Origin of the sequence: Streptomyces sp. SID9727 (genome assembly GCF_010550605.1) — a bacterium.
Taxonomy (GTDB): domain Bacteria; phylum Actinomycetota; class Actinomycetes; order Streptomycetales; family Streptomycetaceae; genus Streptomyces.
This window is the reverse complement of sequence record NZ_JAAGNI010000193.1, coordinates 35,835-46,990: the sequence shown is the minus strand read 5'-3', so window position 1 is coordinate 46,990 and position 11,156 is coordinate 35,835. Positions and strand designations below refer to the sequence as shown.

The following is an 11,156-nucleotide window of genomic DNA, read 5'->3' as shown; positions in this document are numbered from 1 at the left end:
CGCGCTCGTAGGCCGCGCGCGCCCGGCCGTCGCCGTCACGGGCCGACTCAGCGACCGCCGCAGCGGTCGGCGGCACGCCCGGCGGGGCAGTCCAGCCAAGGGCCCGCGCGTGGGCCGCGATAGCGGTCCCGCTGGCATAGGTCTCCACGCAGCCAGGAGCGCCGCAGGGGCAGCGGGGACCGTTGAGGTCGACCGTGATGTGGCCGATGTGCCCGGCGTTGCCCGTCCGGCCGGCGTGAACCCTGCCTTCCAGGACGATGCCGCCCCCGACGCCCGTCGAGACCACCATGCACAGAGCGTTGGCGACACCGCGTGCAGCGCCGAGCCAGTGCTCGGCGGCGGTCATGGCCACGGCGTCCCCGACCAGGACGGGCTCGATGCCCGCCGGGACCCCCGGATGACCACGCACCAGCTCGACCAGCGGGAAATGCCGCCACCCCGGAATGTTCACCGGGCTCACAGTGCCGCCAGAGGTGTCGACAGGCCCGGCGCTGGCGATTCCAACGCAGCTGAGGCGGGCCCAGGCCGGATGGGCCGCGAGCTCGTCCTGCACGGCCGTGACGGCGGCGGCCAGCTCGTCGGCGGTCCCCAGCGCGGGGGTGGGCCGCTGGGCCCGCGCGAGCAGGCGTCCCCCACTGTCCACGAGCGCCCCAGCGATCTTGGTCCCGCCTATGTCGAGTGCCCCGTACACCGTCACGTGTCCGCCTTTCTATGCCGGGACGCACCTCGCCCCCAGCCGTACTCTGCCCGGAGCTGACAACGTTGTCTAGCCTACGTAGTTTAGTTAAGTAATCGTTTAGTCAATCTGATGGTTTCGGGTTGCTCTTGAAGCACCCCCGAGTGCGCCTCCCAGCAGGCGCATTTCCCCCGACCGTGGCGCCAGGGAAAAGGCAGGCGTGAAATGCGGGTGACACATCTATTGACATGAATGGAACACTCGGTGCCTCATGTGAGGGCAGCGCCGGGCCGACGCCGAACACCACGCTTCGGGCCCAACTCTCGTGAGTACGTCAGGCTTGACCAACCGTCAGCCGCGTGCCGAAATGCCGTCGGCCCGCCCGACCATCTGGAGCCCACCCTCGTCACGGCGTCCCCACACGCCCGACAACGTTGTCCTCAACGTGGAGTGCGCCGGGTCCGGTCGAGCGGTCGCTGACATCTCACCCTTGCCCCCTTGAGGAGAGCTCATGAAGAAACCCCCGGGACGGTCCCTGGCCGCGACCTTCACCGCCCTGGCCACCGGCGTGGCCGGCGCCCTACTGTCAGTGCTCGGTCCCGTCGGCACCGCGCACGCCGCCGACGTGGGGCTCCACGTCAGCGACGGACGGTTGTACGAGGCCAACGGCAACGAGTTCGTGATGCGCGGCGTCAACCACGCGCACGCCTGGTACCCGGAGCAGACCAGCGCCATCTCCGACATCGCCGCCAAGGGCGCCAACACCGTCCGCGTGGTCCTGGGCAGCGGGAACCGGTGGACCAAGACCACGACCTCCGAGGTCTCCTCGATCATCGCCCAGTGCAAGGCCGCCAAGGTCATCTGCGTCCTGGAGGCACACGACACCACCGGCTACGGCGAGGACTCCGCCGCCACCACCCTGGACAAGGCGGCCGACTACTGGATCAGCGTCAAGAGCGCGCTGGAGGGCCAGGAGGACTACGTCGTCGTCAACATCGGCAACGAGCCCTTCGGTAACACCAACTACACCCAGTGGACCTCGGCCACCAAGAACGCCATAGGCAAGCTGCGTGGCGCCGGGCTCAAGCACGCCCTGATGGTGGACGCCCCGAACTGGGGCCAGGACTGGTCCGGCACCATGCGCGACAACGCCGCTTCGGTCTTCGCCTCCGACCCGGACCGCAACACCGTCTTCTCCATCCACATGTACGGGGTCTACGACACGGCCACCGAGGTCCAGGACTACCTAAACCACTTCGTAAACAACAAACTGCCCGTCGTGGTCGGTGAGTTCGGGAACATGCACAGCGACGGGAACCCCGACGAGGACGCGATCATGGCCACGGCCCAGTCGCTGCGGGTCGGCTACATCGGCTGGTCCTGGAGTGGCAACGGCAGCGGGGTCGAATACCTCGACCTGGTCAACGGCTTCGACCCGAACTCGCTGACCAGCTGGGGCGAGCGCCTGTTCAACGGCAGCAACGGCATCACCGCCACCTCCGCGCGCGCCACGGTCTATGGCGGCGGCTCGACCGGCGGCGGCAACACCGGCACCGGCACCGCCCCGAACGGCTACCCGTACTGCGCGAGCGCCTCGTCCGACCCCGACGGCGACGGCTGGGGCTGGGAGAACAGCCGCTCCTGCGTCGTCCGGGGCAGCGCGCCGGACACCGGCAGCGGGAACGGCACCGGCACCGCCCCGAACGGCTACCCGTACTGCGCGAGCGCCTCGTCGGACCCGGACGGCGACGGCTGGGGCTGGGAGAACAGCCGCTCCTGCGTCGTCCGCGGCAGCTCAGTGGACGGTTGATAGTCGCCCCATTGAGGCGATCTCACATCCTTGTGGCCGGCGCAGAAGGGCCGGCCACAAGGATGCTCGGCTACGGGAACCTGGGGGTCGCGGACGCGATCGTGCCCCGCCCCCTCGTTTTCGACCTTCAAGATCGCGGCGAGCATCTGCCGGGCACCCTCGCGGACAATACCGTCCATCAGGTTTCAATCTCGGTGGTTCCGTCGTCGTTGACTACGCTGAGCACGGGCGCGCCTTCCCAACCCGCGGTGCGACGCGGGTCCACTCGGTGCCCATCAATCGATCACTCGGGAAGGTACGCCCGCAGCGTTCCGCGAGGCACCCTTCCCGAGACCGGTTCACAGGTCTTGAGCACTGCTCAGGAATGGCCGAGCTCGACAGATTCCGGTCAACTCCGACGACTCCGCTTCCGGGCCGGCGGCGGGAGCCAGTGCTCACTGCCGCTGACCACCGGCCCCTAGCGTTTTCCCGAGGGACCTCAGCAGTTCGGTGAGCCGTCTCCGGTCCTCGGGCGCCATTCCGGACAGCAGCTCCCGCTCCTGCGCGGCGCGCACCTTCGCCACCCGGTCGGTGAGCTCCACACCCCTCGCTGTGAGGCAGAGCCAGACAATCCTGCGGTCACCGCTGTCGCGCTCCCGACGGATGAGGCCCGCCTCGGCCAGCCGGTCGGCCTGCTGGGTGAGCCCTCCGGCGCGGCCCGCGCCCGCCGCCGCGACCTCGCCCATCGTCATCCGGTAGGGCGCTCCCGCTTCGCGCAGGGCATCCAGCACGTCGAACGCGGCCGGGCTGAGGCCGTGGGCGCGCAGGGCCCGGCCGACGGCGAGCTGATGACGCGCGGCGCAGGCGTTCAGCAGCGCGAACAGGGAACGGGGCGTTCCGGCCGCCCGCTCGGGCACGGATGCGCAGGCACCGGCGTGCGTGGGAGCCGGCGGGGGACCGGCGCAAGGAGCGGGGCGCGGAAGGATGTGCCCCGAGGCGCCTCCCGCTGCGGGTCGGCCCGGCCGGGGACCGCCCGTCGGGGGTTCGCCCGGCGCGGGAGCGCCGGCCGTGAAGTCGCTCCGCGTGGCCGCCTCGGGAGGACCGCCGAATGCCGCGGCCAGCACCTCCGTCAGCGCCGGCGCCAGCTCCGCCGTCGGCACGGATGCCGCGGGTTCGTGCGCGAAGACGTAGCGCTCCATGATGACGCCGAAGAGGACGCTGCGGACCATTGACGCACGTACGTCCGCGTCGGTCCCCGTGCCGATCACCTGCGCCAGAGGTTCCCCCACCTGCCGGTCGAGGATGGTGCGCAGCATCTCCGCGCTCGGCGGGTGACTGACCGCCGAGCGGATCAGAGCGGGCCAGGGGTCCTCGGCCGGCAGCCGGTCCCACCGGTCGAGATAGGCGCGCGCGAGTACGCCCGGCACCTCTCCCGGCCCGACTCCGGCGGCGAGTACGTCTCCGCCCACCCCGGCCCCACCGGCGACCGCAGCGCCGAAGAGGGCGTCCTTGGTGCCGAAGTACGCCATCACGAGGCCGGGCGTCACACCGGCCTCCGCCGCGATGGCACGTACGCCCACACCCGTGTAGCCATGTGCGCCGAACAGGCGCCGTGCCGCGTCGAGCACCGCCCGGCGGTTGCCTTCCGGGTCATGGGAGCCGGGGCGGCGCTGGGGGCCCGTCTCCGGCACCTCGACCCCGGGGACGCCCTCGGGCCGCCGCTGCTCGTCGCTCTCGCTCTCTCGTTCCACATGTCTCAGATTAAACGGGTGTTCATAAAAAACAGTCGTTCAAAAAGAGTCACGTACGGTGCACGGGTGCCGTACCCATGGCGAGCGGCAGGCCGCTCCCGCCACGGCGCACGGCGACGATCTCAGCCAGTACCGAGAGTGCGGTCTCCTCGGCGCCCCGGCCGCCGAGGTCGAGGCCGATCGGCGAGCGCAGACGGCCGAGTTCGGCCTCCGACAGGCCGGCCGCTGCCAGCCGCGCCGTACGGTCCTCGTGCGTACGGCGACTCCCCATGGCCCCCACGTAGCCCGCGTCGCTGCGCAGCGCGAGGGTCAGGACCGGCAGGTCGTAGCGGTGGTCGTGGGTCAGAACGCACACTGCGGTCGAGGCGTCGACGAGGTGCCCGTGGGCTCGGAACCAGCGGTCCGGCCGGTCGCGCACCACCTCGTCGGCGCCCGGGAAGCGCCGGGCGTCGGCGAACGAGGGCCGGGCGTCGCAGACGGTGACGCGGTACCCGAGGGACGTCCCGAACTCCGCCAGGGGCCGCGCGAACTCGGCGGCCCCGAAGATCATCAGCCGCGGCCGGGCGGCGAAGGACTGCACCAGCAGCAGCCGCTCCGGTACACAGTCCGGCCCCGCTCCGCCGACGCCGTCCGGCCGGCCTTCTCCCACGGTCACCAGACCGCTCTCGCCCCGGCCGAGCATGCCCTCGGCCGCGAGCGCGCCCGCCCGGTCCACGGCCGGATTCCCGAGTGAGCCGCTCACGGTTCCGCCTCCCACGGCGAGTGCTCCCACCCCGCCGACCGGCGTGACCAGCGCCACCGGGACGCCGGCCGCGAGGTCCGCCGAGACCCGGCCGAGCGGCACCTCGGCGTGAACCTCCCGGATCAGCACCTCGATCGTCCCGCCGCAGGTCAGACCAATCGCGAAGGCGTCCTCGTCACCGACGCCCCACCGCTCGACGACCGGTGGCCCGCCCGCGAACACCTCCTCTGCCGCAGTGACCACCGCGGCCTCCACGCAGCCACCGGAGACACTGCCGACGATGCGGCCGTCCTGGGCCACCAGCATCGAAGTGCCGGGGCCGTGCGGGGCCGAGCCCCAGGCCCGTGCCACGGTCGCCATCACGCAGCGGGTGCCGGACCCCTGCCAGGCCGCCGCCTGGTCGATGACATGGTGCATATCGCTCACCTCGGGCCATGAAATCTGCGAGAACCTCTTGCCAACGAGAAACTTTAGGGTAAATCATTTTAGGTACTAGATACATCTGAGCGCTCGATCTTCCGCGCACCTGCGGAGCGCCACGGCGTGACGACCACCATCCGAGAGGCCCGGTGCCAGCAGATTGAAACCCACACCCTTCGACTACACGGCCCCCCGCACCGTCGCCGAGGCGGTCACCCTCCTCGCCGATCCAGCCCGGGACGCGAAGGTCGTGGCGGGCGGCCAGTCCCTGATACCCATGCTCAACATGCGCCTCGCGCGCCCCGAGCTACTCGTGGACATCACCCGCATACCGGACTTGGCCGCGCTGAACGTCGATCCCTCGGGAGCCCTGCACATCGGCGCCGCCGTCAGGCAGGCGAGAGCCGCGACCGATCCCTCCGTCCGGCGTGGGTGGCCCCTGCTGGCCGCCGCGATCGAGCGCATCGGCCACCCGCAGATACGCAGTCGCGGCACGGTCTGCGGCAGCCTCGCCCATCACGATCCGGCCGCCGAGCTGCCGACCGCCGCCCGCGCTCTGGACGCCCGCTTCATGATCACCGGTCCCCGTGGCCGTCGTACCGTGTCCGCCGAGGACTTCTTCGTCGCCACGTTCTCCACCGCCGTCGAACCCGACGAACTCCTCACCGAGGTCGTCGTGCCCCCGCCCCCGGCCGGGTGCGGCTGGGCATTCGAGGAATTCACCCGCCGGCACGGCGACTTCGCGACCGTCGGAGTGGCCGTGCTGCTGCAACGCGACTCCCGCTCGGGCACGGTCCGCGCGGCGCGCGTCGTCTTCAGCGGGGCCGGCCCCGTGCCCGTACGCCTGCACGCCGCCGAGGACGCCCTCATCGGCAGCGGCGTCGACGAGGAGGCCCTCGCCACCGCGTCCCGTGCCGCGCTGACCGGTCTCACCCCCTCGGACGACATCCACGCGAGTGCGCGCCACCGGCGCGAGACCGCCGCCCACCTCCTCGTCCGCGCCTGCACCACCGCCTGGGAGCGCAGCTGATGACCCTTCGCCCACCGACCCCCCTCACCGCCGTGACCCCGCCCCTGGCCGAACCCTCGGGCTGGCACCGGATCGAACTCACCGTGAACGGCGAGCAGATCACCGCCGAGGTCGAGTCCCGGCTGCTGCTCAGCGACTTCCTCCGGGACCGGCTCCGCCTCACCGGAACCCATGTCGGCTGTGAGCACGGGGTGTGCGGGGCGTGCACCGTGCTCGTCGACGACGAACCGGTACGCACCTGCCTGACCCTGGCCGTGCAGTGCGAGGGGGCGGTGATCCGCACGGTCGAGAGCCTCGCCCCAGGTGATGCCCCGCTGACACCCGTCCAGCGCGCCCTCCACGAGTGCCACGGCATGCAGTGCGGTTTCTGCACCCCGGGATTCGTCATGACCGCGACCGCGCTGACCGAACAGCCCGAACGCCCCGGCACCGAGCAGGTCGCCGACGCACTCAGCGGGCATCTGTGCCGGTGCACCGGCTACCGCAACATCCGCCGTGCCGTGTGCCAGGCACTCGACGAGCGCTTCGGGGAGTGACCCGTATGTCCCGTGATGGTGACCAGCAGGACAACCGCTGGATCGGCCGGGCCGTCCCCCGCGTCGAGGACGACCGGCTGCTGCGCGGCAACGGCCGCTACGTCGACGACATAGCCCTGCCCAGCGGTGTCGAGGCGGCGTTCCTGCGGAGCCCGCACGCCCACGCCCGCATCGAGTCCATCGATGTGAAGGCCGCGTCGGAGGCGCCCGGGGTCGTCGCGGTGTGGACCGGCGAGGACGTGGCCGGCCTGCCTCCGATGCTCAACAAGGAGGAGCTGCGCACCCCACCGGGCCTCGCGGCGCTCCTGGATCCGACGGTCCGGATGACCCCGATGCCCCTGCTCGCGGGCGGCACGGTGCTCTACGTGGGCCAGCCCGTCGCCCTGGTCCTGGCCGAGAACCGCTACCTCGCCGAGGACGCGCTCGAACTCATCAACGTCCGCTACGCCCCGCTGCCCGTGCTGGTCGACCCCGAGGAGGCGCTGACCGCGCAGGCGCCCCTGCTGCACGACGACCTCCCGGACAACACCGCGGTAGCCGTCCACGCCCGCGTCGGCGACCCGGACGCCGCCTTCGCCTCCGCGCACACCGTGGTGAGCGAGCGCTTCGAGGCGCACCGCTACGTGGCGTCGCCGATCGAGACCCGCGCGGTGTCGGCCCGGGTGGACCCGTACAGCGACCGGCTGACCGTCTGGTCGGGGACGCAGACGCCCCACCGGCTGCGCGAGGCCATCGCCCACACGCTCGGCCTCCCGGCCGACACGGTCCACGTGATCGCGGCCGACGTGGGGGGCGGGTTCGGCCAGAAGGGCATCCTCTACGTCGAGGAACTCCTCGTGCCGTACGCCGCACTTCTGCTCGGCCGCCCGGTGCTGTGGCGCGAGGACCGCAACGAAAACCTCACCGCCTCCTCGCACGCCCGCGAGCAGATCCATCTGATCGAGCTCGCCGCGGACGTAGACGGTCACCTCGTGGGCGTCCGCGACCGGATCACGGTGAACTTCGGCGCGTACAACATGACCGGCCTCGTCGTGCCGTACAACTCGCTCTGCCATCTCCTCGGCCCGTACCGCGTCCCGCACGTCGACATCGACGTGATCGGGGTGCTCACGAACACCACCTTCGCGACGCCCTACCGGGGCGCGGGCAGGCCGGAGACGGTCTTCGCCATGGAACGCGCGATGGACCGGCTCGCCTCCGAGCTGGGCATCGCCCCCGAGGAGCTACGGGCGCGCAATCTCATCGGCCCGGACGAGATGCCCTACGCCACCGGGCTGGTGGACCGCTCGGGCAGCCCGCAGTCCTACGACTCCGGCGACTTCCCCGAACTCCTGCGCCGCGCCGTGGCGAAGGCCGACGTGGAGAGAGTGCGTGCCCGGCAGCGAGAGGGCGGCCGGGACGGCAGGCACCTCGGCATCGGCTTCGCGATGTACATCGAGGCCACCGGCCTCGGGCCGTTCGAGACGGCCCGCGTCGACATCGCACCCACCGGCCGCGTGCGGCTCGCCATCGGCGCCCCGTCCCAAGGACAGGGCCACCGCACGTCCATGGCGCAGATCGCCGCGGACGCCATCGGGGTGCCGATCGACGTCATCGACGTGACCGGCGGCGACACCGAGGCCACCCCATTCGGCGTCGGCACCATCGCCAGCCGGGCTCTGGTCAACGCGGGCAATGCCACGCACCGGGCCGGGCGGCTCATCCGCGAGAAGATCATCGACGCGGCGGCGCGGCGCCTCGACGTCCCGGCCGGCAGCCTCGACCTGAGCGACGGGGTGGTGGCCTCTGAGGAACCGGCCGGCCCCTCGATCGACCTGGCGGAGCTGGCCGGACGCGCGGCACTGCCCGGAACACCCGAACCCACCGACGGTCAGCACGGCACCGAACTCAGCGAGACCGTGCACTTCCGGCCACCCGGTTTCGCCGTCGCGAGCGGCGCGCACGCGGCGGTCGTCGAGGTCGACGAGCACACCGGTGAGGTCGAGATCCTGCACTACGTCGTCGTCCACGACGCGGGCGTCATCGTCAACCCGATGATCGCCGAGGGCCAGGTGACCGGCGGGATCGCACAGGGGATCGGCGGCGCCCTGTACGAGGAGATGGTCTACGGAGCCGACGGGCAGCCCAGGACCGGAACCTACATGGACTACCTGGTGCCGACGTCCTCGGAGATCCCCGATCTCGACCTGGACGAGATCCACACCCCGAGCCCGATGAACGACCTCGGCGTCAAAGGGCTCGGCGAGGGCGGCGCGATCGCACCGCAGGCCGTGCTCGCCAACGCCGTCGAGGACGCGCTGCGCCCCTTCGGCGCGGTCGTGCGCCGGGGCCCGCTCTCACCGAGCCGGGTGCGCGACCTGATCCGCCCCTCGGTCACACCCGGCTGACCCTCACCACCCACCCCGATCCCAGGACGGAAACCCATGCAGCTCGACCACTCGTTCACCGTTGCGGCGGACCCCGACGACGCGTGGAAGCTCTTCCACGACCTCGGCCGGGTCGCGCCCTGTATGCCCGGCGCCGTACTGGACACGCTCGACGGTGACGCCTTCACCGGCCGGGTCAAGGTCAAGATCGGTGCGGTGCAGATGAGTTACCGCGGCGAGGGAACCATCACCCGTGACGAGGCCGCACGGTCGGTGCACCTCGACCTCAGCGGCAGCGAGACCCGGGGCGCGGGCACCGCGTCCGCGAGGGTCACCGCGACGCTGACCGCTGGCGCGGACGGCACCCGCGTCCACGTGCGCACGGACCTCGACATCACCGGCCGTCCCGCGCAGTTCGGCAGGGGCATCATGACCGAGGTCGGGGACCGGCTGGTCCAGCAGTTCGCCGACCGCCTGGAGGATCTGCTGAGGGAAGCGGGCCCCGGGCTCGACGGCACCACCAGCCAGGCACCCGCGGCGTTTCCGGCCGAGCCGGAGGCGGTGGACCTCGGCGCGGTCGCGCTGCCGGTCCTGCTGAGGAAGGCGGCCCTGCCCGCTGCCGCGATGCTGGCCGTCGTCGTGCTGGTCAGGGTGCTGAGGGGGCGCTCTCGCCACTGACCTCCGTCTTTGCGAGGGGCGGCGCGGGGCCGAGGGCGCGCGTGGCGAGGTTGACCGAGTGGAGAGGGGCCATCCGGGCACCGCCGTGAGTTCGGGTTCGCGGAGGCTGGCGAGGGGCTGGGTCCAGACGCCCAGTACGCGGCCGCGTACTGGAAGAAGACCTACGGCACCCTCGCCAGCAGCGCTTCGGCAGTTGGGCCACGGCGAGCCGACGGCCACCAACAGCACCCGGTCCTCCAAGGGAAGCGACCACGGGGCCACGGTCCGGTCGCGGGTCGGAACCAGGGCATCCGCCGGCGGAACCAGCCGACACGGCTCCGCGACGAGCGGCTCATCGCGCCGGACGCGGTCACTGCAGGTGAACAGCGCTCCGCTACCCCGAAGTCCGCGGGTGTCGCAGAGCGCCGTGTCTCGTGTCACCGCGGGATGCGAGATTCGTTGCGCGCGGGGTCAGGCCACTTCTGTGGGCAGCTTGGCATCTTCCTGGGGCGGGGCAGGAGTGGCGTCCTCGCGCGACGGGGCCAGTGCGGCGGCGATGGCCACTGCTCCGATGGCACACACGACGGCCGTCGCATGCAGCGCGATGTGCAGCGCATGGGTGAACCCGCCTGCCAGCGTGCCGAAGGTGCCTCCGGACAGGTCGCCCGCAGCAACCTTCGCGGCCAGTTCCTGGGAGCCGACGCGGGCGCTGATGAGGCTGACCAGGACAGCGCCGCACACGGCGATGACGATGGCTTCGCTGCCGATGCGCATGGTGTTGAGGAACCCGGCGGCCATGCCGGCCTGTTCGGTTCGACCGGCTGCCCGAAGGCCACCTCCCGACCGTCACAGCAGGCGGCAGTCACTGTGGTTTCGGCATACTTTCGGAATTTTGCGAGCTGTTCCACGCCCACACGTCGGCAGATTCGAGCCCGGCGTAGCGTGGCGGCCACCGCCCCAGCCCCGCCCGCGCACACAAGAAATGCGCCAAAGAGCCGCGCGTCCTGGCGGAACGGCGTCTCCGCAGGCCGCAGGCCGCAGGCGGCTCCGCGGTCGGGCTCCCTCGAAACCCTGCCGGGACCGGCTGCGGAGCCGGGCACAGCGCGCTGCGCTCGGCAGGCTGTGCCGCGCTGCCCGGCCGAGCATGCCAATGGGGCATGCTGAGGGAGCATTCCGGGCTCCACGCCTG

At 71.6% G+C, this 11,156-nt stretch carries 9 protein-coding genes; 5 read left to right on the top strand and 4 right to left on the bottom strand.

The genetic code is table 11. The features are described 5' to 3' along the window. The coding region (locus G3I41_RS13115) for an ROK family protein (protein ID WP_164400381.1) at positions 1-697 on the bottom strand (697 nt) is incomplete at its 3' end. Between the two features lie 490 nt (positions 698-1,187). On the opposite strand from G3I41_RS13115, the gene G3I41_RS13110 reads away from it, so the two are divergent. Then, on the top strand, positions 1,188-2,486 hold the full coding sequence (locus tag G3I41_RS13110; RefSeq protein ID WP_164400380.1) for a cellulase family glycosylhydrolase: 1,299 nt from the start codon (positions 1,188-1,190) through the stop codon (positions 2,484-2,486). Between the two features lie 434 nt (positions 2,487-2,920). On the opposite strand, the gene G3I41_RS13105 is transcribed toward G3I41_RS13110, so the two are convergent. After that, complete coding sequence (locus G3I41_RS13105; protein WP_164400379.1) at positions 2,921-4,216, bottom strand: TetR family transcriptional regulator; 1,296 nt, start codon at positions 4,214-4,216, stop codon at positions 2,921-2,923. 49 nt (positions 4,217-4,265) lie between these two features. Beyond that, positions 4,266-5,375 carry an XdhC family protein gene (locus G3I41_RS13100; RefSeq protein WP_164400378.1) on the bottom strand — a complete coding sequence of 370 codons (1,110 nt, stop codon included), beginning with the start codon at positions 5,373-5,375 and terminating at the stop codon, positions 4,266-4,268. A 163-nt stretch (positions 5,376-5,538) separates the two neighbouring features. On the opposite strand from G3I41_RS13100, the gene G3I41_RS13095 reads away from it, so the two are divergent. The 4 genes from G3I41_RS13095 to G3I41_RS13080 are packed head-to-tail and all read left to right on the top strand — an operon-like array spanning position 5,539 to position 9,988. Further along, entirely contained in the window at positions 5,539-6,408 is an 870-nt protein-coding gene (locus G3I41_RS13095) for a xanthine dehydrogenase family protein subunit M (protein ID WP_164400377.1), read from the top strand. After that, a complete protein-coding gene (locus tag G3I41_RS13090; RefSeq protein WP_164400376.1) occupies positions 6,408-6,944 on the top strand; it encodes a (2Fe-2S)-binding protein in 537 nt (178 codons plus the stop codon). Before G3I41_RS13095 ends, G3I41_RS13090 begins: the two co-directional genes overlap by 1 nt. A 5-nt stretch (positions 6,945-6,949) precedes the next feature. Continuing rightward, on the top strand, positions 6,950-9,331 hold the full coding sequence (locus tag G3I41_RS13085) for a xanthine dehydrogenase family protein molybdopterin-binding subunit (protein WP_164400375.1): 2,382 nt from the start codon (positions 6,950-6,952) through the stop codon (positions 9,329-9,331). Positions 9,332-9,367: 36 nt separating this feature from the next. Further along, a complete protein-coding gene (locus G3I41_RS13080; RefSeq protein ID WP_164400374.1) occupies positions 9,368-9,988 on the top strand; it encodes an SRPBCC family protein in 621 nt (206 codons plus the stop codon). Between the two features lie 450 nt (positions 9,989-10,438). Here G3I41_RS13080 and G3I41_RS13075 read toward each other — a convergent pair whose 3' ends face one another. Beyond that, entirely contained in the window at positions 10,439-10,765 is a 327-nt protein-coding gene (locus G3I41_RS13075) for an MFS transporter (protein ID WP_164400373.1), read from the bottom strand. Between the last annotated feature and the right edge of the window lie 391 nt (positions 10,766-11,156).

Bases quoted from the DNA above. Each gene is read 5' to 3' on its own strand.
- G3I41_RS13075 (WP_164400373.1), bottom strand. From the start codon at position 10,765: ATGGCCGCCGGGTTCCTCAACACCATGCGCATCGGCAGCGAAGCCATC.
- G3I41_RS13085 (WP_164400375.1), top strand. From the start codon at position 6,950: ATGTCCCGTGATGGTGACCAGCAGGACAACCGCTGGATCGGCCGGGCC.
- G3I41_RS13110 (WP_164400380.1), top strand. From the start codon at position 1,188: ATGAAGAAACCCCCGGGACGGTCCCTGGCCGCGACCTTCACCGCCCTG.
- G3I41_RS13100 (WP_164400378.1), bottom strand. From the start codon at position 5,375: ATGCACCATGTCATCGACCAGGCGGCGGCCTGGCAGGGGTCCGGCACC.
- G3I41_RS13080 (WP_164400374.1), top strand. From the start codon at position 9,368: ATGCAGCTCGACCACTCGTTCACCGTTGCGGCGGACCCCGACGACGCG.
- G3I41_RS13090 (WP_164400376.1), top strand. From the start codon at position 6,408: ATGACCCTTCGCCCACCGACCCCCCTCACCGCCGTGACCCCGCCCCTG.